The 24,675-nt window shown below is 39.4% G+C and carries 19 protein-coding genes and 1 tRNA gene; 8 read left to right on the forward strand and 12 right to left on the reverse strand.

What is annotated here, in order from left to right:
* Positions 1–84 precede the first annotated feature (84 nt).
* Complete coding sequence (locus RE476_RS03005; RefSeq protein ID WP_309308923.1) at positions 85–1,902, forward strand: PAS domain-containing sensor histidine kinase; 1,818 nt, start codon at positions 85–87, stop codon at positions 1,900–1,902.
* Here RE476_RS03005 and budA read toward each other — a convergent pair.
* Both budA and RE476_RS03015 read right to left on the reverse strand, forming a co-directional pair.
* Positions 1,842–2,684 (reverse strand): acetolactate decarboxylase, encoded by an 843-nt coding sequence (gene budA / locus RE476_RS03010; protein WP_309308924.1) that lies wholly within the window; start codon positions 2,682–2,684, stop codon positions 1,842–1,844. The two genes, RE476_RS03005 and budA, sit on opposite strands and share 61 nt — an antisense overlap.
* 249 nt (positions 2,685–2,933) lie before the next feature.
* A complete protein-coding gene (locus tag RE476_RS03015) occupies positions 2,934–3,407 on the reverse strand; it encodes a chemotaxis protein CheW (RefSeq protein ID WP_309308925.1) in 474 nt (157 codons plus the stop codon).
* 243 nt (positions 3,408–3,650) lie between these two features.
* Here RE476_RS03015 and argH point away from each other — a divergent pair, with 243 nt between their 5' ends.
* From argH to rpiA, 4 genes are all read left to right on the forward strand, one after another.
* The gene (gene argH / locus RE476_RS03020; protein ID WP_309308926.1) at positions 3,651–5,132 is read left to right on the forward strand and encodes an argininosuccinate lyase; all 1,482 of its coding nucleotides are present in this window, start codon (positions 3,651–3,653) and stop codon (positions 5,130–5,132) included.
* A gap of 97 nt (positions 5,133–5,229) precedes the next feature.
* Positions 5,230–6,483, forward strand: a complete 1,254-nt coding sequence (gene gatD, locus RE476_RS03025; protein ID WP_309308927.1) for a Glu-tRNA(Gln) amidotransferase subunit GatD — start codon at positions 5,230–5,232, stop codon at positions 6,481–6,483.
* Positions 6,484–6,631: 148 nt separating this feature from the next.
* Complete coding sequence (gene aspS, locus RE476_RS03030; RefSeq protein ID WP_309308928.1) at positions 6,632–7,963, forward strand: aspartate--tRNA(Asn) ligase; 1,332 nt, start codon at positions 6,632–6,634, stop codon at positions 7,961–7,963.
* 22 nt (positions 7,964–7,985) lie between these two features.
* Positions 7,986–8,678, forward strand: a complete 693-nt coding sequence (rpiA, locus tag RE476_RS03035) for a ribose-5-phosphate isomerase RpiA (RefSeq protein ID WP_309308929.1) — start codon at positions 7,986–7,988, stop codon at positions 8,676–8,678.
* 8 nt (positions 8,679–8,686) lie between these two features.
* Here rpiA and RE476_RS03040 read toward each other — a convergent pair whose 3' ends face one another.
* From RE476_RS03040 to RE476_RS03050, 3 genes are read right to left on the reverse strand one after another with little or no spacing between them, the layout of a single operon-like run.
* Positions 8,687–9,898 (reverse strand): potassium channel family protein, encoded by a 1,212-nt coding sequence (locus RE476_RS03040; RefSeq protein ID WP_309308930.1) that lies wholly within the window; start codon positions 9,896–9,898, stop codon positions 8,687–8,689.
* 58 nt (positions 9,899–9,956) lie between these two features.
* Positions 9,957–10,514 carry a magnesium transporter gene (locus RE476_RS03045; RefSeq protein ID WP_309308931.1) on the reverse strand — a complete coding sequence of 186 codons (558 nt, stop codon included), beginning with the start codon at positions 10,512–10,514 and terminating at the stop codon, positions 9,957–9,959.
* Entirely contained in the window at positions 10,511–11,134 is a 624-nt protein-coding gene (locus RE476_RS03050; protein ID WP_309308932.1) for a magnesium transporter, read from the reverse strand. Before RE476_RS03050 ends, RE476_RS03045 begins: the two co-directional genes overlap by 4 nt.
* A 122-nt stretch (positions 11,135–11,256) precedes the next feature.
* Between RE476_RS03050 and RE476_RS03055 the strand changes: the two genes are divergently transcribed.
* Together RE476_RS03055 and RE476_RS03060 are read left to right on the forward strand one after the other, a co-directional pair.
* Positions 11,257–11,559 carry a Dabb family protein gene (locus RE476_RS03055; RefSeq protein WP_309308933.1) on the forward strand — a complete coding sequence of 101 codons (303 nt, stop codon included), beginning with the start codon at positions 11,257–11,259 and terminating at the stop codon, positions 11,557–11,559.
* A gap of 496 nt (positions 11,560–12,055) precedes the next feature.
* A tRNA-Val gene (locus tag RE476_RS03060) sits at positions 12,056–12,132 on the forward strand.
* A 432-nt stretch (positions 12,133–12,564) separates the two neighbouring features.
* On the opposite strand, the gene RE476_RS03065 is transcribed toward RE476_RS03060, so the two are convergent.
* The gene (locus RE476_RS03065; protein WP_309308934.1) at positions 12,565–13,401 is read right to left on the reverse strand and encodes a TrmB family transcriptional regulator; all 837 of its coding nucleotides are present in this window, start codon (positions 13,399–13,401) and stop codon (positions 12,565–12,567) included.
* Between the two features lie 163 nt (positions 13,402–13,564).
* On the opposite strand from RE476_RS03065, the gene RE476_RS03070 reads away from it, so the two are divergent.
* The gene (locus RE476_RS03070) at positions 13,565–14,311 is read left to right on the forward strand and encodes a class I SAM-dependent methyltransferase (protein ID WP_309308935.1); all 747 of its coding nucleotides are present in this window, start codon (positions 13,565–13,567) and stop codon (positions 14,309–14,311) included.
* A 195-nt stretch (positions 14,312–14,506) separates the two neighbouring features.
* On the opposite strand, the gene RE476_RS12890 is transcribed toward RE476_RS03070, so the two are convergent.
* The 6 genes from RE476_RS12890 to RE476_RS03095 all read right to left on the reverse strand — a co-directional run bounded on the left by RE476_RS12890 (position 14,507) and on the right by RE476_RS03095 (position 24,410).
* The gene (locus RE476_RS12890; protein WP_406600976.1) at positions 14,507–14,749 is read right to left on the reverse strand and encodes an integrase; all 243 of its coding nucleotides are present in this window, start codon (positions 14,747–14,749) and stop codon (positions 14,507–14,509) included.
* Positions 14,746–15,036, reverse strand: a complete 291-nt coding sequence (locus RE476_RS03075; RefSeq protein ID WP_309308936.1) for a putative quinol monooxygenase — start codon at positions 15,034–15,036, stop codon at positions 14,746–14,748. Before RE476_RS03075 ends, RE476_RS12890 begins: the two co-directional genes overlap by 4 nt.
* A 28-nt stretch (positions 15,037–15,064) precedes the next feature.
* The gene (locus RE476_RS03080; RefSeq protein WP_309308937.1) at positions 15,065–15,583 is read right to left on the reverse strand and encodes a nitroreductase family protein; all 519 of its coding nucleotides are present in this window, start codon (positions 15,581–15,583) and stop codon (positions 15,065–15,067) included.
* Positions 15,584–15,870: 287 nt separating this feature from the next.
* Positions 15,871–18,198 carry a PAS domain S-box protein gene (locus RE476_RS03085; protein WP_309308938.1) on the reverse strand — a complete coding sequence of 776 codons (2,328 nt, stop codon included), beginning with the start codon at positions 18,196–18,198 and terminating at the stop codon, positions 15,871–15,873.
* 531 nt (positions 18,199–18,729) lie between these two features.
* Complete coding sequence (locus tag RE476_RS03090) at positions 18,730–21,372, reverse strand: Cache 3/Cache 2 fusion domain-containing protein (RefSeq protein ID WP_309308939.1); 2,643 nt, start codon at positions 21,370–21,372, stop codon at positions 18,730–18,732.
* A gap of 968 nt (positions 21,373–22,340) precedes the next feature.
* Positions 22,341–24,410 carry a PDC sensor domain-containing protein gene (locus RE476_RS03095; RefSeq protein WP_309308940.1) on the reverse strand — a complete coding sequence of 690 codons (2,070 nt, stop codon included), beginning with the start codon at positions 24,408–24,410 and terminating at the stop codon, positions 22,341–22,343.
* Between the last annotated feature and the right edge of the window lie 265 nt (positions 24,411–24,675).

The following is a 24,675-nucleotide window of genomic DNA, read 5'->3' on the forward strand; positions in this document are numbered from 1 at the left end:
AGGGAGAGGGAGCTTGAATGCATCTATAATATCTCTGATCTTTTTGATCTGCATGTGCCCATCAAATCCCTATTAAGAGGTATAATGCAAAGGATGCCACCAGCCTTTCTTTATCCTGATCTTGCTGAGTTATGTATAGTGCTGGATGGGGAAGTATATCGGACAGGCGGGTTTGAAGAACGCAAGCAGTCGCTGTCCAGTGATATTATAGTTCATGGTACTAAAAGAGGTTCTCTTCATGTCTCTTATCGTGAGGAATGTCCTCTGCATGACATTGGTCCGTTCCTGAAAGACGAGCAGCGGTTGTTGGATGTCATAACATCACGACTATGTAAAGTGATAGAAAGAAAACATGTGGAAGAAGCCCTTCTTGATTCTGAAAAAAGATACAGGTTGATATTTGATGTTTCTCCCCTTGGGATATTTATGGACCAAAAAGGAACCATAAGCCATTGCAACAGAAGTTTCCTTAATATTTTTGGAGTTCCTAAAAGTGACGTTGTCGGTGCTGAGATATTTGATTATGTAAATGATGACCGTTTACATCAGCTTTTTGCAGGTTATATGGAATCTTCCCGTCCATTTTATGAGAACGAATATTCTGCACGAATATCTGGCAGGGAGATATATCTGAAATCTTACTACGTTCCTCTGATATCAAAGGACAATGTTATTGATGGCGGTATTGGTCTTATTGCTGACATAACATCAAACAAGAATTCCGAAGAAGAATTACAAAACCAAAAGGAACTTCTGACAAGTACTTTCAATGCCTTGCAAGACCTTATCGTTGTTGTTGATAAAGAGCTGAAGATAGTTACCAGCAACTGGAAAAGTGACATGATATGTCATCCTGAGGTTGATAACCCACATCCTATGATGTGTGATTGTTTTGCTCATAATCTGATGCCATGTGACCCTTGTCCTGTAAAGGATGTTTTTTCAACAGGTAGCATGAAAGAATTCGAACACACAGATCCAGTTGACCATAAAGTAAGGGATTTCCGTATTTTTCCGGTATACGATACCAAAGGTGATGTAATGATGGCTGTAAGCCATATACGTGATATCACCGAACGCAAGGTAACAGAAGATGCCTTAAAGCGGTCAACGTTTGAATTAGAGCATGCATACGAAGAATTAAAGTCCCTTGACAAGCTCAAGGATGAATTCCTTTCAAATCTGAGGCATGAACTGAACACACCTCTGACTTCAATAAAAGGATTTAGTGAACTTTTGTACGATGGTACTCTGGGCCAGCTGAACGATGGGCAGATGGATGCCATAGAACGTGTTGTGACGAAATCAGGCAAGCTACAGAATTTGATTGATTCCCTGCTGTTTGTAAGTACCAACCAGAATGGGACTATAAGGTACAATTTTGAACAAATTGAGTTTTCTTCTGTTCTTACTAATATTGTCAATATCTTCTTTGACACGATCAAAGAAAAGAAAATGCATATTCATATAAACGTTGATTTTGATTCATGCTTTATTGAAGGTGACAGAACATACCTGCCTCAGGTGTTCCTCAATTTAATGGACAATGCAGTAAAATTCACACCACAGCATGGGGCCATTAATCTATCGGCAGTTATAGAGAATAAAGGGGTTCATGTGATATTGGAAGATACTGGTATTGGTATCTCAGAAAAGGATATTCCAAATCTTTTCCAGAAATTCTATCAGATAGACAGTTCTTCAACAAGAAATTATGGTGGTAATGGCCTTGGACTTTACATTAGTAAAGTAATTGTAGAAAACCATAATGGGAAGATATGGGTAGAAAGTGAAAAAGGGACAGGAACTAAAGTTCATGTACGTGTCCCCTTAAAACAAAATCATTTTTCAGCTTCTTCAAGTTCACCTTCTGTGTCCTGTGAAAGACCTTTGCTAAGGTAATTATCGTTTGTCGGCAGTTCCAGATAGAACTTATCAGTGCTATCTATCTCTACAGTTCCTGAACTGATTGTATAATCAAGTATATGTCCGCCAGCTGTTCTATCCTGTGTGATGAAGTGCAGGTGATAACCTGGTACATTCATTCCTTCGACATATTCAGGCATCCAGTATCCGACAATTGTTCCTTCTGTGTCATTGAACTCAAAAACAGACTGATCCTTGGTTACTTCAACAAGTCTGGGGTAAGGTTGTTCCTGTGCTGCTACACTACGTGTTTTCATGTAGTCGAATTTTCCTGTGACTTTTACAGCATACATTATATTCTGACTTGGAAGAAGTGTCTCAATGTGCTCTGCCAACTGCTGGCTGTCCATTTGCTCATCTACTGTATCTTCAATATCAGTCTCAAAGAAAGTGATAGCTGCAAATGGTGATGTTACGGAGTCTTCAACTTCATATGCCTGGCCATCTGCTTTGACCTGATAGATTATTCCATCGAGTTCCAGCATTTCCCCATCAAGGTTGTCAAAAGTTCCAAGTCCAAAGTCGCCTTTTTCCTTGAGCTGTGCACAGCTTACCTCCCCGTCATAGACACCTTCAAGAAGAGCATCTATTATGGAAAACTGATAGATGGTATCAGTTTCTGAGTTGCTTAATTTATTATCAGTACCTGCTGTCTGATCAGCAGATTCAATGTTTTCGTTCTCTTCAGTGATGCACCCTCCTGCTACAATTGACAGGAAGATAAGCAGGATGGTGAAGTACAAGTTTCTGTTTCTCATTTCATTTCCTCACTATTGATTGCTTTAGTTATCAGCTGGTTATATATTTATCTTCTTATTTTTAGGAAGTATTGTTATAATGATGTTTTAAGTTTATATGTGGCGGATATGAAATATTTACAGAAGCCACTTATTCACTACTATACGTATGCGCAAAAATTGTAATAAATGAAAAACAGACGAAGAGGCAAAGGTGGTATAAGTATTATTTGGTTGTACCATTTTGGAATTAAGAAAATGAAAGTGAAATTACATTGCACTTTCATTAATGATGTTCTGAAGGTCAAGAAGAATGAGTAACCTGTCTTCCAGTTTGCCGACACCCTTTAGGAATTCCGCATTTATCTTCTGGGAAATTATCTCTGGTGTCTGTTCAATGTTAGAGCCCTGCAGGCGTATTACTTCACTGACCGAATCAACGACAAGGCCGATTACGGTACCCTCTATATCCACAACAACAACGCGGGATTCATCGGTTAACTCTTTTTGTGACATTCCAAAGCGTTTGTCAAGATCCATGACCACTATTATCTTTCCTCTCAGGTTGATTACTCCTTTTATGTAATCAGGGGACCTTGGAATCCTTGTTATTTCAGGCATTCGGATTATTTCCTGTACCTGCATGATATTCACACCGAACTCTTCTAAGCCAAGATTAAAAATTACAAGTTGGTGGAGATCCTCGTCAATATTATCTTGAAATCTTTCATTCACGTTAGCCATAATTTTACCTCAATCAATACGGAAATGTATTAGCACATTACAAACCGCACACATAATATATGTCTTGATAATATATTACGGTTCGTATAAATAGATTATCTAAACTGACAGAAATGTCCCGGCTGGTTCGACAATGTTCAAAAAACCGATTCTTATTTAAGTATTTAGACCAATACCACGCTAAAAATCAGGATTAAAATCAGGATTACTTTTCAATTATGTTTTACAATTACGAGGGTTCACATGAGCGATATTTTACGTAGAGGCCGCTTATCTTCAACACCTGATGAAGATATGATAAATTTCACATCATCAATGTCCGCTGACAAATGGATATTTGAGGCTGATGTCCTGGTAGACATGGCTCACACAGTTATGCTACATGAGCAGGGTATCATTAAAGAGAAAGATTGCAGCAAGATTCTCAGCGGGCTTTTAAAAATAAGGGAAGAAGGCATTGAAGAGCTAGACCACAGTTATGAGGATATCCACATTTCCCTGGAATCCCGGCTTATAGATATTGTAGGTGAGGATACAGGGGGCAGAATGCACTCCGGTCGTTCCCGCAATGATGAAGTTGCAACCTGTATCAGGATCAGATTAAGGGATGAATTGTTATCTCTGACCGAAGAGCTTTCAGAGCTTCGTAAGGCACTGCTTACCCGAGCATCAGACAATACAGAGACTCTTATGCCAGGATTTACACACCTGCAACATGCACAGCCAACCACATTTGCACACCACCTTGTTGCACATTCAGATGCTATCGGCAGGGATATTGAGCGTGTTATCAGTGCATTCTCAAGAGTTAACAAATCTCCATTGGGTTCAGCAGCTTTCGCATCAACCGGATTTAATCTCAACCGTGAAAGAACATGTTCACTTTTAGGATTTGATGCTCTGCTTGGAAACTCAATGGATGCTGTAAGCACCCGTGACTTCTTGATAGAATCAGCATCAGTGATGTCCAATATCATGGTGAACCTCAGTAAAATGGCAGAGGAAATCATCATCTGGTCAACTTCCGAATTCTCCTTTGTTGAACTTGATGATATGTACGCTTCCACATCATCAATAATGCCACAGAAGAAGAATCCTGATTCTGCTGAACTGGTCAGAGGTAAGGCTGGCACGGTAATCGGTTCACTTATGGCTCTGCTTTCTCTATGCAAAGCACTTCCTTTGAGTTACAACCGTGACCTTCAGGAAGCAACACCTAACATGTGGCGTGCAGTTGAAACCACAAGAAGCGCTGTCCGTATCACAAAAGGTATGATAGCTACCATGAAGATTAACACTGAAAGCATGGCTGAAAAGTCAGTTCTTGGTTTTACAACTGCAACAGAACTTGCAGACACAATGGTAAGGGCCGGCGGAATTCCTTTCAGGACAGCTCACCAGATAGTCGGTGTACTGGCAAGAGGAGATGGAAACCCTACACTTGCTGATGTCGATGCAGTAGCAAAGGATGTTATCGGGGAAACCTTAAGCTCCAGGGGTCTTACTGAGGTAATGGTAAAGGAAGCCCTTGATCCTGTTCTTAACATCAACAGGCGTTCAATAACAGGTGGTCCTGCACCTACTGAAATGGAAAAGGCAATTAAGATCAGATTTGAAGAACTTGAGGGTACAAAAGCAAGTATTTCAGAGCTGAATGCCGGTATTGAGGAATCCTTGAAGGTTCTTTACGGTATTGTTGAAAAGTATACAGGAAACAATGCTTAAGGCATATATTACGATTAACTTATCTCATTGAATAGCAATGAACACTTAACTTAGGCTTAGATTTATACTTAGACTTACAGGTAATTAAGTGATGATCATGGATTATGAAGAGGGCGACAGAGTAAAGGTCGAGAAGTCCGGTGTGGAGTATGAAGGCATTGTTATGCCAAGTACAACCGGTCACATTATTATTAAGATGGTCAGCGGCTACAATGCAGGAATTGAACCTGAGGGTGCCACTGTTACAATTGTACAGAAGAAAGCTGATATGGGAGCTTCAGCAAAGAAAGCAGTAAAAGCTGAAATAAAGCCAAAAAAAGGTCTTCCAAAGGTATCTATCCTCTCAACCGGAGGAACCATTGCCAGTAAAATAGACTACAGAACAGGTGCTGTAACTTCCCAGTTCTCTGCGGATGATATACTACAGGCAATTCCTGAGCTTACTGAGATCGCAAATTTCAGTGGAAAGGCTATCTACAACATTCTTTCCGAGAATATGAAGACAGAATACTGGCAGGAGCTTGCCAGGGCTGTTGTTGAAGAGATTAAGAACGGTGCTGATGGTATCATTATCGCTCACGGGACAGACACTATGATGTACACTGCTTCTGCATTATCATTTATGATAGACACTCCTGTGCCTATTGTGTTTGTGGGTTCACAGAGAAGTGCTGACAGGCCAAGCAGTGACAATGCCATGAATGCCATATGTGCTGCAAAGGTTGCAGTCAGTGACATTGCTGAGGTTACGGTTGTCATGCACAGTGATGGTTCAGATGACAGTTGCTCTATCCACCGTGCGACCAAGGTCCGCAAGATGCATACATCCAGAAGAGATGCTTTCAGGTCTATCAATTCAGAACCTATCGGTTCTGTGGATTATGCTACCGGTGAGATATCCGCTTCCCTTCCATACATTAAGAGAAACGAAAAGGAACTGTCACTCAGGGATGCGCTGGAACCAAAATGTGCTCTTGTGAAATTCACTCCTGGTACAAGTCCTGATATCCTTGGATATTTCATTGATGCAGGCTATAAGGGTATAGTTATCGAAGGCACGGGACTCGGGCATGTATCAACCGACTGGATTCCAAAGATAGAGAGAGCTACATCCAGTAATATCCCCGTAATAGTTACTTCACAGTGTCTCAACGGAAGGATATGTGACAGGGTTTACGACACTGGTAGGGATATACTGAAAGCCGGTGCAATTGAAGGTGAGGATATGCTTCCTGAAGTTGCCCTTGTCAAGATGATGTGGACACTTGGCCAGTCAGATGATTACGCTACTGTGCTGGATATCTTAAAAGAAGATATCAGATATGAGATCAATGAAAGGAGTATTGAGTGACTTATCTTCACTCGTATGACCTACATGGTAACTATAGCGATTGTAGTAATTAGATTTATAACGAATTAATTAGGTATTGAAGCGAATATCAGTTATTGAATATCAATTATAAAATTGTGAATAATTTCAGTCAGATCAGGTGAATTATATGTCATTAGCAAATCTCAGGACGCATTATACGTCACAGATTAACCCGGAGGAACTGGGTGACCAGAAGGTCACTGTCGCCGGATGGGTACACGAAGTTCGTGACCTTGGTGGAATTTGTTTTGTTGTGCTCAGGGACCGTGAAGGAAGAGCCCAGGTCACACTGGTAAAAAAGAAGACAGATCCGGAACTTCTGGAAACAGCCCGAAAACTTGTCAGGGAATCTGTTATATCTATAACAGGTACTGTAAAGCCAGAAGCAAAGGCTCCAAATGGATATGAGCTCATTCCAGATGAGATAAACCTCATCAATGAGTCAGCTTCACCATTGCCAATGGACACGACCGGAAAGGTTGAAGCTGAACTTGACACACGTCTTGATTCAAGGTTCATTGACCTTAGAAGGGAAAGGACCACAGCTATTTTCAAAATAAGGCATGAAGTACTCAGAGCTGTCAGGAATTTCCTTACAGACAATGGATTTATTGAAACTTCCAGTCCAAAAGTAGTGGCAACAGCAACAGAAGGTGGAACATCCCTTTTCCCAATCACATACTTTGACAGGGAAGCATTCCTTAACCAGAGTCCACAGCTTTTCAAGCAGATCCTTATGTCAGGCGGACTTGACAGGGTATTTGAGATAGGTCCTATATTCAGGGCAGAGGAACACGACACCCGCAGACATCTTAACGAAGCAACCTCCATTGACATAGAAGCAAGTTTCTGTGACCACTTCGATGTAATGGAGATCCTTGAGGAAATGGTTGCATACATCTATGAACAGGTAATTGACAAGGCATCCGATTCACTTGCGGTTCTCGGTGTCGAGTTAAAAGTACCGGCACTTCCATTCAAGAGAGTTACCTATGATGAGGCTATCGAGATAGTCAATGCCAACGCAGATGAAATGCTCAACTGGGGCGACGATCTTGGTACTGCTGCCGAGCATACTATCGGTGAACACGTATTCAAGGAAACCGGCGAATCACATTATTTCATCATTGACTGGCCAACCGAGATAAAGCCATTCTATGCTATGCCTTATGAGGACAATCCTATTCTTTCAAAGGGATTCGACATGATGCACAGGACAATGGAACTCTCATCAGGTGCACAGCGTATACACATTCCGGAGCTTCTTGTAAGCAGGATCGAGTCACAGGGTCTTGACCCAGAGGGATTCGAATTCTACCTTAAGGCTTTCAGGTACGGTATGCCACCACACGCAGGATGGGGTATTGGATGTGAAAGGCTTGTTATGACTATGCTGGGTGTTGAGAACATCCGTGATGTCGTACTCTTCCCAAGAGACAGGCGAAGACTTTCTCCATAATACATTCACAGGATGAGTTCTTATGAAAGAAAGAAATCCAGCAGGAGAAAGTCCTGAAAAGAAAGCTGCAGGAATTGCAGCGGCTGATCTTGTAACTGATGGTATGGTTGTCGGTCTTGGTACCGGCTCCACAACCGCTTACACAATAGCCGAGCTTGGAAGGCGTGTTGATGAAGGTCTTGACATCATTGCAGTTGTAACATCATACCAGTCAGAGATGCTTGCTATCCAGGCAGGTATCACCCTTACTTCACTTGCCGAGCACCCTGAACTTGATATTGCTATTGATGGCGCTGATCAGATAGATGCCGGCCTGAATGTGATCAAGGGCGGTGGCGCTGCACATACCCGTGAAAAGGTTGTTTCACGTTCTGCAGAACGCTTTGTGATAGTTGCTGACGAATCAAAATACAGTGAACAACTCAATCATTATGTTCCATTGGAAGTACTTCCATATGCAAAGGAACTTGTATCAAAACAGGTAAGGAAAATGGGAGGAGATCCGGTACTGCGTCTTGCATCAAGAAAAGATGGCCCGGTCATATCCGACAATGGTAATTTCATTATCGATGCAAGTCTTGGCGTTATCGAGACTCCTGTGATTATTTCTGCTCTTCTTTCGCAAGTAGCCGGAATTGTGGAACACGGTATCTTTACCAATGTAGACGAGGTCTACATCGGTAAGAAAGATGGTTCCGTAGAAATAATGTCCTGATCGAAAGATCAGGAATCATTTTTATCGTCAAGCGGACAGGCACACATTTCAAACAACGCTTCTTCTCCTGTGTGTGAACCTCTGGCGATGAGTATATCTCCAGCCCTTACAATTGTTTTCTTGTTAGGTCTGTAAACCCATCTGTCCTCTCTTTTGATGGCCATTACATGGACTCCCGTCTCAGTCTCAAGTTTTAACTGGCCAAATGTCTTCTCGACTATTGGTGAGCAGGCCTGGACCACCAGTTTGGTGATGACCTCATCGGATTCCCTGACAGCAATAGTGATGATGGGGTGCAGTTCGATATCCCTGAGGACTGTATCTGCAATGGTGTAAGCAGCATCTGAAATTGCTTCCGCAGAGTTTGCCAGCTGCAGGAGTCCTCGAAGAATATTAACATCAGGGACATGTTTTGCAGTTTCAAGTACCCAGTGCTGGAGTTCATGCTTCATAGAGTCCATTTCAGCTTCAAGAGCCTTCACTTCATGTGCGATGTCCTCATTATCGAATAACAGGGCAGAATAGGCAAGTCCTACGGAAAGCTCTCCCATGTTCTTCATTTCCACAATAATGTCAACAGCTTTCTCAAGGTCTATCAAAAATCTCTCATGCTGCATCGTCCTTGGAACGTATTTATGACCTGTTACAAGCTCAATGAACAGAGGGACACCTTCGTCATGACCGCGGGCAAAAACCACGTCATCTGGTCTTATGCGGGTCTGGTGGTTGGGGTCGTATATCCATTCATCATTCCTGCGGATAGCAATTATCCACATTCCTGCTTCTGTATCCAATTCGATGTCTTCCAGGTTCCTGCCTGCAATGGTGGATTCTTCTCTCACTGTTGCTCTGGTGATGGTTTCATCAGCTTCTCTCATTGCAAGCTTTAATTCCATGGGAATACCCATGTCCATCAGAACAATTTTGGCAATGTCGCCTGCAGCATTGGCTATATTTTCCGATGCACGGGCAACCTGAAGCACACCTGACATCTCCTCGGCCTCTTCAACACGTCTTGTGCTGAGCATGGCAGCGATCTTCATGTGATAGTCAAGTGTGTCCATCTTTTCTTCGAGTCGCATTACTTCTTCTGCAATATCCTCGTCATCATAGACCATTGCTGAATATGCAAGGTCTACCATGAGTTCGGATGTATCCTTCATCTCTATTAAAAGGTCCTTGAGATTGCGTGGGATATACCTAATTTCCTTTGGTCTCATATGTTTCTACCGTTCATTATATTCTTATTATGTATTTGTTTTTTAATTATATTATCGTTTAGATTAGGTTCAGGATATGCATTGTTATGAATATTCCGCTGACCCCGATAAGGTCGCCAAGCGTTGCGATAAGTGGGATTACCGTATCATCGGGATCCACTCCGAACCTGTGAGATGCAAATGCAATGGTAATGGTGGCTGAAAAGACTGCCAGCAGCTCAAACGAGCCGGCTATAAGGCATAGTGCCATGAGTGTTATGAATGGCATTCCAATGCCAAGCGCTTCTCCCGTTATCCAGACCATGATGCCTACGAAGATGCAGGCACTAAGCCCTACAATGAGGGCTGCGAGGACACTGTTACGAACAACGGGGTTTCTGTGGAGGTGGCTTCCAAGACCCATGTGAAAGGATGATGAGAGTCTCGCACCGAGCATGCTTCCCGTGTCCCCGCCAATTTTGATGAGTGAGGGTATTAGCACAAGTATGATGGGCATTGAGACAAGTTTATCAATTTCAAAGTTAAGGATCTGGCCTGCGAATATGCCTATGATGGATGTGACCAGAAGGATTGGGAATCCTCTTCCGACAATACCTCTTACTGTGTAGTAGCTCATATCATAAGCACCACCTTTGCAGCCATAAAGAGCATTATCATGGATACGATATCACCGATGGTGGCAATAGCAGGAGTTACCACGTTATCGGGATCGAATCCGAAGCGGAACATACCAAGTGCGAGCAAGACCGCTACAAATGATAGGATTATACCTGAGGAAACACCTGCCAGGACTGCTATCAATGTAAGGGTGAATGCTCCTGCACTTTGCAGGCCAAGTCCTACGGTTATCAGATGTCCTACAATTCCAAGTATGATCGACATCATTAAACTCAGGAGAAGGGAGCCGGAAACGTTGTTAACAAGTTCAGGATTACGGTCTATCTTTGTGATAAGACCCATGTGTATGGCACTCCCGAGACGGGAGCCCAGTGTGCAGGAGATATTCCCGCGCATACCAAGTACAGCAGGTGTGATCACTATCAGTCCGGGAATAAGTGCAAGTTCATTGCTCATGCCTGAAAGGATGAGTCCTGATATTACTCCTCCTACTGTTGCCATGAGTTCAAATGGCAACGCCTCACGTACTATGGAGCGGACACTTCCGTAATCTCCAATGTATTCCTCGACGACTTCTATTTCGTAGTCCTCGTCTTCATCACTTGTATCGTGAGCCATTACAGTGCCCTATTTCACTTTGTTATTATTTAAATGCATATCTGGATTGTTTTCTGAAAATCCCATTCATCCATGGTTAAACATAAAAGACATGTTCACATTTTCAGAATAGAGGAAATATTATGTTAAAACATATTGTAATGTGGAAGCTAAAGGAGAACGCTGAAGGAAAGAGCAACATTGGAAATGCATTGCTCATGAAGGAAATGCTTGAGACTCTCAAAGATGTAATCCCGGAGATTGAAATGATCGAGGTGGGGGTCAATGAAAATCCTTCAGCTGCTGCTTACGATGTTGTTCTTTATTCCGAGTTCAGGGACGAGGAAGCACTAAGAATATATCAGAACCATCCTGAACATATGAAGGTCGCTGAATTTGTCGGTAAGATAAATGAAGATCGAGTTGTTGTTGATTATCAGGTCTGAAATCATCCAAACATTTATTTTTTATACTGATACATTTTGTTGAGGGAAATAATGGCTCAGGATTTCCCATCAGTATTTTAAAAATAAAGGCTGCTGTCGTATTGAAACTTCTAATACCTCGGAAGAAAGGGAGAACACCGTTTTCGGTGACCTGCTGGAGAGGATATGGAAGGATTGCGTTTTTGATTTCTGCGTAGTCACTAATTACAGCCGCAGGATGTTCAGGACAATTGCGGACAGTTCCCCCACAATTAAGGCCGATTTGGTTGGATGAAGTGAAGGAAACCGTTTGTAGTTATTTCTCATCAATGGAGATGCAATCTTAAATCTAAAAACTATATAAAGGAAATCAAATTAGAAGGCCATATTTCCTGAATTATATCTCTGCCGCAATCTTCAGGCATTTTTCATCAAAAAAGGTTATATACAACTAGTTACATTAAGGAGTTGCTCGTGGGCGAAAGCGCCACCGAACAACTTTATTCGCAAACAATGTGGGCCCGTGGTCTAGCCGGTTATGACATCGCCTTTACACGGCGGGGGTCATGAGTTCGAATCTCATCGGGCCCACCACACTTTACTACTTTTTCTGATTCTAAGCTCTTAGAGAGTTCTTTTTCGTTATTGCAACATGATAGTTCAGATTTTACTTTGGCTAAGTTGGAAATATTGTTAGAATTGCAGTTAGTTACTACGTCTGTAGATGCTGGTTTTTGTTGTATGGATGGGGTGTTAGAAGGAGTAATGCCTATTTGAGGCGGAGGTTTGTAGAGCCATCGTTCTCATAAGTTGGTATTTGTCTATTCCCAACCTTGTACATTACATCTGATTCAAATTATGCCTTTCTCAGTAAATTAGGGGGATATAGTTAATTTGTAAAAACGGATCTCTTAAAAAATCATCTGACCCTCAATTAAATTGCAATTTATTAAAAAATATCATTTAACAATTCAATGAGATTACAAACTAGCAGGCATCAGTAAGAAGCTCATAACCTGGATCAGCTTATGTGATATTGAATCGCTTCCCCTTGGTCCAGAGGTCGTCGAATTTAGCTTTGAAACGCTTTGTATATGCCTCATCATGAATCTGTGTCATACCAAGACTTGTACCCGTATTGATCTGGTCTTCAATATCAAGGAAGAGAGTCTTTGAATCAAAGATCACGAAATCATGCTTTGTTTCCAGAATTCTTATTTCCATGAATTTCTGTAAATTATTTATGACGTATTCATCTTCTATTGAAGTAACAAGTTCTTTTATTGAAGGTAACAGTTGAGAGTGGGAATCCAGAATTTTAACATGAATACCACTCTGTGCCAAATTTAAGTAAGCCTTGCTGAATACTGACATTGAATCATCATATTGTGCTGATACTCCTGGTTTATACTTACTGGGAGTAACAACACATATTTCATGCTCAATATCCTCAAAAAATGAATTAACTGTCTCTTTTAGTTCATCATAATCATGGAACTTATCGGGCCAGAATATTGTTTCAACATGCTTTGGAGAATCGTCGTTGGAAAGTTGCTGTTCAATTTCAGCAAATGCTTCCCTGAGTAGTTTGAGCTCATTGAGTGCTTCTTCTTCTCTTCTTTTATACATAACTTCAAAAGCAATTTTCGTATCAACAGTCCTGTATTTTCGTGGTCTTGAAGGTTTTATCTCCACAAGGCCATACTTGTTCAGATCCGTCAAAACCTCATAGATCTTTCCAATGGGAACTCGTGATAACTGTGATAATTTACTTGCTTCCAGCTCTCCTTTTTTCAAAAGCATCCAGTAAACGGTTCTTTCATATTTGTTTAAACCGATATTTGCAAGTAACTTTTCATCCATCTTTTCACTACTTTTTAGTTTATTGTAAAGTAAAATTGTTATCTATTCTGCGTGGTATTAAGAACCACTGCTTGAACATATAAATTTGTAATTATCAAAAAATCATATTGATTTTATTGCACATTTATATCAAGTAAAATAAATGATGAATATAGGTGCAAAAATGGAATCAGCAATTTTTGAGATATTTGATGGGTTACCTAGACAGGGTCCGGGAAGTAATGAATGTACTGAAAAAGCTTTTAATATGCTTTCTTCCCTTCCTGCAGGTACTAAGATCCTTGACATTGGATGTGGTGTAGGTATGCAGACAATACACCTTGCTAGTATCTGCAAGGACTGTCATATCACTGCAACTGACATTTACCAGCCTTTTCTGGATAAACTAATGGAAAATGCAGCTAAAGAAGGAGTTGATGACAGGATCAGCACAGTTTGTGCTTCTATGGATGACCTGCCTTTTGAAGCAGGAGAATTCGACGTGATCTGGGCAGAAGGCTCCATCTTTATCCTTGGTTTTGAAAAGGGAATCAGCTACTGGAAACAGTTCTTGAAAGATGGTGGCTACATGGCATTGACAGAGAATACATGGTTCACAGACGAACCTTCTCCGGAAGTTGTAGAATTCTGGCAGGAAATATATCCTGGTATAATGAACATATCTGACACTGAAAAAGTAATCACAGCAGTAGGATATGATGTTATTGATCACTTTAAACTGCCAGTTTCTGTCTGGTACGAGTTTTATGACAATCTGGAAAAAAGAGTTGATGAAATCAGTGATAACTACAAAGGAAACACTGAGGCAGAAATGATACTTGAGTTTAACAGAAAAGAGATAGAACTATTCAGAAAACTCCCGGATGAATATGGTTATGCGTTCTACATTTTTCAGAAGAACAAACTCTAATAGCGTATATGTGGAGTGACTTGCTCATAAAAAGCAGGTCATATCCGAATACAAATCATTTTTGAAATAAACACATTTTCGTTTAAAACTGTCTCCCAAATATCCAACCTTTCTCCAACATGAGCATTCATAATAACTCTTTAATCAGCTTCAGCATCCTGTTCTAAATAGAAAATAGCACTTCGATACATAATTTTACTTTTTCAAACCCCCAAAATTCCCGACTATTTTTCTATACGCTTCCTTCGATTGTTGAACCTTGTTAAGATAATGAGCACTCCCTACTGTTGCAGGTGCTCTGCCCTGTATAAAATCAGCTAAGCTCTCAGTAACTCCTTCTTTAATCATCAAGTTAAGATGCCATTTGCGGATGGTTTTTGCACATACGCGATTGTGTCTAATTCTCTTGGCGTAATAATCGTATCCATTAAATATCACACAATTTTATTGTAAACATTGATTTCCGTTTCTTTTTCACAGAGATTTGCCATCAAAGGAACTATCTCCTTGAAATGTTCAGAATTAAAGTGCCTTCCCAGGCTGTTATTATCTTCCCATTCCTCAATCATTGTCAAGATTAGTGGATTCTTTAAATCCTGATAAAGACCATATTCAATGCAGCCTTCTTCTTTCAATGTCTCTTTGACCAATTCTTTGCTCAAACCAATATAATCTTCAATTTTTTCAGGTTTAACATAGTGTTTTGCGACTACCTTTATTGTCATGGAATCATCCTGATACTAAAAAGATTCATTATTTTTTACCGTATGAGTTGTGGTATACCTTCTCTTCCATATACCTGTCCTGCGGGCCAGCCTCCTGTACAGGATATCCAACAGGTACCAATCCCAGGGGTATCACATGTTCCGGCAAATTGAAAGCTTTCCTGAAACCCTCCACCCTGTCTTCCATAGGGTGAATTCCAGTCCACACCGCACCAAGGCCCAGTGCATGAGCGGCCAGCAGGAGATTCTGTATTGCAGCCGAACAGTCCTGTACCCAGAATCCCGGAGCTTTTTCCAGATTTGTATCTCCACAGACAAGAATTGCAAGTGGAGCATTACGGGCCATGGCTGCATAAGGACTGTATGTAGGGATCTCGTCCAGCAGCTTGCGGTCATCGATTACTATAAATGCCCATGGTTGTGCATTCACAGCTGAAGGCGCACTCATGGCAGCAGATAATAGTTCTTTGATCGTTTCCGGTGCTATGCTTTCATCCGTATATTTCCGGATACATCTACGAGAATGAATAGCTTCTAATACGTCCATAGTTTCAGAGCTCCTTTTATGCCTGAATACCGATGATTTAACAACACTCAAAAGAACTATAACAATAAATTCATGTGGCATGCAGACTAAATTATTAAACGTCATTTGTACATGTAAACTACTTCAAACTATCGAACAACGGATTTACGGAGAAACAAATGCTAGTGATTGAAAATCTCGCGAACATCTTTGGGCTTTTAGCCGCATTATCATGGGGTGCAGGGGCTCTTGTAGGTGACTGTCTACCCAAAGCAAGAATTAGGAATTATAATATCAATTAGTCCAAATCAATTATCAATTGGAATTGTGATAGTAAACGTACTGCCCTTACCTACTTCACTTTCAACTGCAATCTCTCCGGAATGCATCTCTACATAGTACTTAACAATTGCAAGTCCAAGTCCTGTTCCTCCATGAGTACGGCTTGTAGATGAACTGGCTTGTTTAAATGGTTCAAAAATAGTTTTTTGTTGTTTCAAAGGAATTCCAATGCCATTATCGGATATAGAGATCTGAACATTGTCGTTCATTACTTTAGAATCGAACCACACTTTTCCATTTTTAGGTGCAAATTTGATTGCATTGCTAAGAAGATTAAACATGATTTGCTTGATTTTCATCCTGTCAGCATTTATTTCTAGTTTTTCGAATTTCCCGTGGTCTTCAAAATCAATATTCTTCTCTTTGACCAGGGGTTCTGTTAGTACAATGATTTCATCCATTACTTCTCTGACATCCATTATTTCAGGTGCATATTCCATGTTGCCAGATTCTATTTTTGAAATATCAAGAATATCATTGATCAGATCTAACAGATGAGTGCCACTTTTCAGTATATTAGAAACATATCGCATTTGCTTTTCATTCAGGTCCCCCATTATTTTCTCATTCAATACTTGGGAAAAACCAATAACTGAATTAAGTGGTGTGCGAAGTTCATGACTCATGCTTGCAAGAAATTCAGATTTTATCTTGTTTGCATTTTCAGCCTCTATTTTGGAATTTAACAATTCACTCTCGGCTCTTTTTCTTTCAGTAATATCGGTGTGTGAACCTGCCATCCTATAGGGGAATGCGTTCTCGTCCCTCAGGGCTGCTCCTCTTGCCAGCACCCATATATAATTTCCATTCTTATGGCGGAAGCGGAATTCAATCTTATAATCGGATATTTCATTTTTCAGGTATTTTCCAAGGTGTTTCAGCACCCTCTTGCTGTCATCAGGATGGATCCCGTCTATAAGTGTAGGTAATTTATTGGGGATTTCATCGTCCTCAAAACCGATCATTGCCTTCCATCGGGGAGACAAATATATTTCATCTGTATACAGGTCCCAGTCCCATATACCATCCTGTGAACCATTCACAGCTACCAGGAATCTTTCATAGCTTCTCTGCAGTTCATTACTCTTTTCTTTAAGTGCCGTCTCAGCATTCATTCTCTCGGAAACATCTCTGCCAATCCCCAGCACACCTATGAGTTTTCCATTTGAATCATACATCGGACTTTTTATTGTTTCTATGTATTCAGGATAACCATCATCAACACGGGTGACTATTTCTTCATTAATTAAAGGCCTATCAGCCTCTAATGCTTTCATATCCTTCTGTCTAATAAAATCTGCAAGTTCTTTATCATGAAAATCATAGTCCGTTTTTCCAATGATATCTTCTTCACTCACATTATAAAACTGTTCGAACTTATGATTGCATCCGAGGAATGTACCATTTACATCTTTAAGCCATATAAGATCAGGAATAGTATTCACCAGTGTGCGCAGTTGTCCCACGGTATTCCTTAACGCAAGTTCTACTTCTTTGTGTTCGGTGATGTCTTGAAAAATAGCGGCAAAACAATCGTCTTCAATTTTACATGCGTTTACAGAATAATGTTTATTTAGCTGTGGGTTGAATGTTTGAAAATTTGCAGGTATGCCGGTGAGAACAACATTTCCATATGTTTCTATTAAGGATGTTTCTTCAACACATGGAAGAACTTCAGTAACATACTTTCCAATGATATCGGTTATTTTCAGTCCTGTACATTTCTCAAAAGTTTGATTTGCTTCTAAAAAGACACAGTCTATTGGCTTCCCATCCTCATTAAAGATCATTTTGAGGACAGATACTCCACTGATGGAGTTATTAATAATTTGATCACTTTTGCTCTTTAAGTATCTTACATCTCTTTTAGTAGCTTCATTTACAAGAAGCGCTTCCTTTTCACTTTCATTTGTTTTAGCTATATCATAGACTGTGAGGATAAGAAGGGTTTTTTCTTCAGTGTTGATGGGTACTGCACAAATATCGACATCATGGATATCATGATTATGCAGTTGATGCTTAAAAGTAAAGTTGTTTTTAACCAACTTTATCGCTTTTGAGAACTCAGCTCTTATTTTTTCTTCAGGCAATAAATCTATTTGGCTTATTTTCATTTGTCTGAGTTCTTCACATGACCAACCATAGTAATTAGAAGCAGCATTGTTAGCATTAATGATTTGCAGGCTTTCAGGGTCAATAAGAAACATAACAGCGTTATTGTTATTGATTAATTGAGTATAGTCTACCTTTATTTCATCTTGAATGCATTTGGAAGACTGTTTATCATTTTTCATTATACCACTTCTATGACAGCTTTAAAACCCACAGCCAATCGAATTTTGGATGTGGTAGATATATTATACTATTTGTTTACTTATTGCACAACATCTCGATTACACAGAACCAACTTATATAAAAGTACTCATATTAAACTAGTTTTACTGACAACATGATTAATTAAAGAAGAACTATGCTAGCTTTGTAGCATTACTGATTTTATACCCCAAAATTTCCAGTGCAAAACACTAATATTTTCATATTATTGTATGGTGGAAGTCTGTTATTTTGTTCACCATTTCTTTTTAGAATGCTACGCTTTATTAAGATAATTCGCACTTCTAAATATTATAAGTGCTTTGTATTGTATGAAGTCAGCTAAATTCTCAGAAATTCCTTCCTTGATTCGTCAAGTTTAGCTTCCATTAACAAGTATTCAGATAGAGAACCAGTTCATAATTTGAAAGGATTTGAGTTCACAGAGCCTTGTTTACATTTAACACGTCTACATGAAACGTGGTTATGAATAAGAATCATCCTACAACTAATCAAGCATTTCTCAAACCAATCGGTATCGTAAATGTGAATTTACTTCCCTTGCCAACTTCACTTTCAACATGTATCTCCCCAGAATGCATCTCTACATAATATTTCACAATAGCAAGTCCTAACCCAGTTCCTCCATAAGTGCGGTTTGCCGATGAACTTACTTGCTTGAACGGGTCAAATATGGCTTTTTGGTGTTCTAGGGGAATTCCAATACCACTATCGGATACAGATATCTGAATATTTCCGTTCATTATTTTAGAATCAAACCATACTTTGCCATTTTTAGGTGTGAATTTGATCGCATTGCTAAGAAGATTGAACATGATCTGTTTGATCTTCATTTTATCGACATTTATTTCCAGCTTTTCGAATTCACTGTTGGCTTCAAAACCAATATTCTTTTCTTTAACCAGAGGTTCCGTTAGCACTATAATTTCATCCATTATTTGTTTGAGATCTGTCATTTCAGGTGAATATTCCATATTGCCAGATTCAATTTTTGAAATATCAAGAATATCATTGATCAATTCTAACAAATGGTTGCCACTTTTCTGTATATTAGAAACATAATGCATTTGTTTTTCATTCAGATCACCAAATATTTTTTCATTCAACATTTGGGAGAATCCAATAACAGAATTGAGTGGTGTGCGAAGTTCATGACTCATGTTTGCAATGAACTCCGATTTAATCTGGTTTGATTCCTCAGCCAGGACTTTAGCTTGAAGAAGTGCCATTTCAGTTTGTTTACGCTCAGTGATGTTAGTCAGGAACAGAGTAAGTCCGATAACATTTCCTTTATCACTTTCAAGAGGACTGTACACATTCTCATACCATTTTCTTCCGAGTAAAGAATCACCGTATTCTTCAATAATCGTGAAGGCTTCACCTGCAAGTACTCTGTCAAAATTCACTTTTGCTTTTTCCGCATCTGCAGGATCTTTGATGTAATCAAGCATATTGACACCAATCTCTATTTTTGCATCCCATATATGTTCCATTGTAATCTGATGATTTTGATTGAAGGCAATGTATTGATAATCTTTGTCAAGAGCAAATATGACAACATCTTTAGGGCTCTCAATGACCTTTTGCAGTATATTGTGTGCCTGCCTATATTTCAATTCGGTTTTTTTCAGTGCTTCTTCTGCTTTTTTGCGTTCTGTAATATCAAGGACAAAACCATCTATTAAAAAAGGATTATCGCCTGGTTTTGCTTTTACATTTGTTCTTGCATTGATCATTAGCCAGGCATGTTTACCATCTGCACGTAAAGCCTCAAATTCAAAATTCTCAACATGACCCTGTTTTGCAAGGACATTGATAAGCTCGTTACGACGTTCCTGATTAACATATAATTGTTCTCCTACATTCTGCATGTATTCGAGGGTTTCTTCTTTACTCTCTCTGCCTATGATTCGTATCATCTCAGGATTTGCCTGAAGGGCTTTTCCATCAGAATTAGTACGGAAGATTCCGACAGGAACATTGTCTATGAATGTCTGGAGCTTTTCTTCATTCTCTTTAACAGCATCCAGTACCTGATTGAAACTCCTGGGTATTGCCTCTAAATCAATACCCACATCAATATTTGCTCTCTTGTCCAGTTTACCCTGAAGAGTAGCATTGGTTATGTCATTAAAGTCAGTAACTATTTTTTCAATTCCACCAGAAATAGATTTGCTTAGAAGGAATGAAGCTAAAATACCAAGAATTACAAAGACTAAAACAGCCATTATTAAACTGTTCCTAATTGCCAGTAGAGGACCTGCAAACTCTTCATAATAAGTATTTGATACTATATACCAATCATTTGGCTCATAGTAGGTGTAGCCTGCAATTTTTTCGCGACCCTCCCACTCATAAGCAATAATACCTTCTTTGTTAGTGATAATATCTTTTGCAAAGTCATACTCATAGACATTCTCACCTTCTATACTAGGGTGAATGAGAATATTTCCTTCAGAGTCCATTATATAGATATATCCAGTCTCACCTACAACAATTCCACCCATATGATGCCTTATCGTATTGATAAATGGATCTTCAAGAACACCAACGTAAAGGATACCTATAATCTCACCAGCACTATTTCTGATTGGTTCGTATGCGGTCAGATACCAGGCATTGACTACCCATGCTCTTCCGTAGAACATTTCACCTTTGGTGACAACTGTATCATACACTGGTTGCGACACTGTGGTACCGACTGCTCTTTCTCCCTCATTGGTGATAACGTTAGTAGAGATTCTTACAGCCTCTCCATCCAGTACCTGAAATACAGTAGCAGTCCCTCCTACCATATTCTTGACATTATCGACAATCTCAAAATTATTGTTGACAACATAATCTTTACCTAGTATCATTTGTCCATCAACAATTTCGGGATTGCCGTTAGAGTAAAAAACGGTCCTTGCAACTCCCAGGTCACTATTTACTTTGTCTTGTGCAAGGGAGAAAGTAGACTCTATATAGGCCTTTTCAAGGAACAATTGGTCATTCAAATACCCTTCCAATTGTGACCAGGTGCCAGCTTCTGTTTGGTCGTAAGCATAAAAACCAACAATCGTTACGGGTAATATAGTTAATAACAAAGATACTATCAATATTTTATGACGAATAGTTATTTTTTTAAAATCCATCTAGCATACTCCCAGTATCTATGAAACTATTTCACCTGAATATACATACCAAATCTGTTGTTTCCGTGTGCAACATGGCATGTATCCAGTATCCCATATAATTGAAAATTGATTAAGTGCAAGATTTGTACAAAGTATTGGAGTAACGGTGCTAAATGCCTTTTTTGAACATTCAGGACCATTGGAATGTTATTATTCCATCTACATGAATTGAATTTCTTTGAAAAACATGTAGTATGGTTAGCAATCAGAGATATTACCAATCTCAATTCATTCCATATCTGTAAAGTATACCACTGGGGATACATGTCCTCGCATGTTATATAAGGCGTCATATATATAAATATACTTAATAAAAATATATTATTACTACATGTGGCATTATATTTGTCAGGTTTTCGTCATAATTTTTGATAAAATCACAAGCAATTTTACAACCATGTGTCAGACTGACTTTTTAATCATATTATGATATTTATACCCTTGTGTTTCCAGTGCAATATATACTTAATTTTTTATTTTATTCTGTTTGGCCATCTTTATTTTAATTCACTATATTTTATAATCATGCTACTTGTATCATAATTTTGCCCACAATCTTTAATTGTTACTTTTCAATGTGAGTTTTGTTGAAATAATATGTACTTTCCATAGGTTGTGCAGGTGCTATCCTCGATATGAAACTTTTGAACATCTCAGAGAATTCTTCAATAATCCGAAATAAAGGTTAATTATTTTTGCTCTGTAGAAAACCTATTGAAATCATAATCTGTTGCCTATGTTCTGCAAGAATCGTCACCATTCATGGCAACATATTGATGTTTTATTGACTTTCATAATTGTTTGAATTTAGAGGATTTCTACAGAGCCATTATTCTGCACTTTTAAATTGATACCTGAAATCAGCTTCAGAATAAAATAGGGATCATCAGTGAGAATACACTGATGATCTGTAATTGCACACTTCGCTAGAAGAACGTGGCCAAAGTTACCATCAAGATCAAAAACAGCATAACAGGCCAGTACATCAGTTTTGCAAAGACATTGTCCTCGTACTCTATCACTGGTATCTTCCTATCTGAAGCATATATAATGGCATTGAAGGAAATTGCCAGCACCATGAAATACATAATGATATAGAAGTACTCAAGGTAAATGATGCCGGATGCCGTAAGGCTCTCTCGCAGAGAAACATGTGCTACCATCAATACCAGCATCAATGAGGCACCATACTTCAATATCTCCGAAGAATCGGTGTCTGACTTGACCTCTGTGAAAAGTGCAATGAACAACAACAATGCAATCAGAAGCAGAGGACTCATATATGTGATGAAGGGTGTCACAATGTCCCTCTTCATCTCTACATTGAAGTATAGCTCAGGATTAGCATTTTCTTTGTATCCATTGATACCAAAGTCGGTATCGTATTCATTGACTTTGTATGAGAAATAGCTCTTAGTGATATCCCAGCCTTCAAGAACAAAGTCTTTTTCGATACCAGGCGTGGATTCCGGAGTAATCGAGTAATACGAGTCCAGATCAGGGACCAGGACAACGTTATCATCAAAGCCATCGCTCCATAATCTGATCCAGACAGTTTCCATGTCAAATGGATAAGTTATGTAATCAAATTGTTCACGTAGTGTTGTTTCGAAGTACCAGCCTGTAACACCATCTTTTTCATAAGCATTGGTGATACTTGTCGACTCAGACTCCGGGAAAATAATTCCGGGAACGTAATCATCAGCAATACCTTCGACATGCTTCTGCCATACATAGCCAGTAATAACTACATCATTTCCCGATGCGAACTCAATGGATTGGATAAACATTCCGGTGGGAACCTTTAACATTGAATCACTAGTTGCTTCTTTTGTATTCACGTCATTGAGATATACCTTTTCCAGGGAGCTTTCAAGTCCGGATTCATCGTAGAGGATGATATCATCCATATTTTCAGAAACATTATTGGTCATGGTAAGATTCCATACAACCCCAATCTCGATAAAACAAAGAATCGAGAATATGATCACTATTTTCCACATGGAAGCTTTTGTAGTTCCATTTCTGGTGAAAATGATGATCGAAAGAGATGTCAGCAACCCTATGATGCCCAGTGAAAGGTATATCTTCTCATGATAGAGTTCCTCATTCATATAATGCAGAACTTCGTCATCTTTGAGCACAACACCCAGGACCATGTCGGTTTGAGGTATTTCCTCATAGAATACCCATAGTTTGTTTCCACTATTGCTATCGTACACAGTGCTAACAGTGCCTGGGGATATGTCACTGGTGATCTGACCTAATACACTGTCAGTTTTTGAAATATCTGAAATGTTTCTGGTTACATAATCCTCTATGGGATGGGAGATGACATCTCCATCTTGAGAAACAATAAATCCATATCCAGTCTTTCCTAATTCCAGAGAACCTATTATATCTCTCAAGCCTTCAAGGGAATAACTTGCATAGACAACTCCTGCAGGAGAGATTCCCTGTTGCATGGCATATGTAGATTCAAAAGGTGTGGAATATTCAAAGATGTACCTGTTGCTGCGGCTACCAAAATACGGCTCATTCCATCCTCCTCCATCGGTCAATGCACGGTGATACCATTCAGTGTTCGGTACATTCTCTTCCTCACCATTTTCCAGAGTATAATCATAGGATGCCTGGAAAAGTTGTGGCTCACCATATTTTCTTGAATAGGTTGGTGCATAGAGGGGCAGGGATTGCGGATCCACCTCATAATTCTCAAAAGCACCTTTTTCATAGGCTACACCAACCCCAAATATATTGGGATTAGAATTGATCGATCTATAAAGTAGCTCTTCAACCTGATCTTCCGATAAATTCCCGGAATTCAGATTAGAGGCAATCAATTGGGATGTATCCGAAAGGACGATCAGAGTTGAGGATACCTGTAAAGAAGCACTATGCGCTTCAAGTCTGGCAGAGTCTATCGATGATTCTAACATCTTATCTGTACCATAGATAAGATCGTAACCATAAGCTGCGACAACAAAAGAACTCACTATAAATATTACCAGGGATATTCCTATAATCAAATTTTTATAAGTATTATTGCTATGAGTGGACAATTAAGCATCTCTCCAGTACCAGTGAACAAGGTAAAATAATAGTTGCAATATAATACTATAATTATATTTAGTTACCTCTATCGAGATGATCGACCTGAGTTTGCTATTGAATCATCTTACCGGATGAAAAATGCAACAAGATTTAAAAAGCTAAAAAAGGATAATTGCTATTTATTCATCTATAATGATACGCTATCCA

It is taken from the genome of Methanolobus mangrovi (assembly GCF_031312535.1).
GTDB classification, from domain to species: Archaea; Halobacteriota; Methanosarcinia; order Methanosarcinales; family Methanosarcinaceae; genus Methanolobus; species Methanolobus mangrovi.

Coding starts and splice junctions, on each gene's coding strand:
- argH (WP_309308926.1), top strand. CDS start 3,651: ATGAGCGATATTTTACGTAGAGGCCGCTTATCTTCAACACCTGATGAA.
- rpiA (WP_309308929.1), top strand. CDS start 7,986: ATGAAAGAAAGAAATCCAGCAGGAGAAAGTCCTGAAAAGAAAGCTGCA.
- RE476_RS03065 (WP_309308934.1), bottom strand. CDS start 13,401: ATGGATGAAAAGTTACTTGCAAATATCGGTTTAAACAAATATGAAAGA.
- RE476_RS03075 (WP_309308936.1), bottom strand. CDS start 15,036: ATGACAATAAAGGTAGTCGCAAAACACTATGTTAAACCTGAAAAAATT.
- RE476_RS03090 (WP_309308939.1), bottom strand. CDS start 21,372: ATGGATTTTAAAAAAATAACTATTCGTCATAAAATATTGATAGTATCT.
- aspS (WP_309308928.1), top strand. CDS start 6,632: ATGTCATTAGCAAATCTCAGGACGCATTATACGTCACAGATTAACCCG.
- RE476_RS03015 (WP_309308925.1), bottom strand. CDS start 3,407: ATGGCTAACGTGAATGAAAGATTTCAAGATAATATTGACGAGGATCTC.
- RE476_RS03005 (WP_309308923.1), top strand. CDS start 85: ATGCAAAGGATGCCACCAGCCTTTCTTTATCCTGATCTTGCTGAGTTA.
- RE476_RS03050 (WP_309308932.1), bottom strand. CDS start 11,134: ATGGCTCACGATACAAGTGATGAAGACGAGGACTACGAAATAGAAGTC.
- RE476_RS03055 (WP_309308933.1), top strand. CDS start 11,257: ATGTTAAAACATATTGTAATGTGGAAGCTAAAGGAGAACGCTGAAGGA.
- RE476_RS03085 (WP_309308938.1), bottom strand. CDS start 18,198: ATGAAAAATGATAAACAGTCTTCCAAATGCATTCAAGATGAAATAAAG.
- budA (WP_309308924.1), bottom strand. CDS start 2,684: ATGAGAAACAGAAACTTGTACTTCACCATCCTGCTTATCTTCCTGTCA.
- gatD (WP_309308927.1), top strand. CDS start 5,230: ATGGATTATGAAGAGGGCGACAGAGTAAAGGTCGAGAAGTCCGGTGTG.
- RE476_RS03080 (WP_309308937.1), bottom strand. CDS start 15,583: ATGGACGTATTAGAAGCTATTCATTCTCGTAGATGTATCCGGAAATAT.
- RE476_RS03070 (WP_309308935.1), top strand. CDS start 13,565: ATGGAATCAGCAATTTTTGAGATATTTGATGGGTTACCTAGACAGGGT.
- RE476_RS03040 (WP_309308930.1), bottom strand. CDS start 9,898: ATGAGACCAAAGGAAATTAGGTATATCCCACGCAATCTCAAGGACCTT.
- RE476_RS03045 (WP_309308931.1), bottom strand. CDS start 10,514: ATGAGCTACTACACAGTAAGAGGTATTGTCGGAAGAGGATTCCCAATC.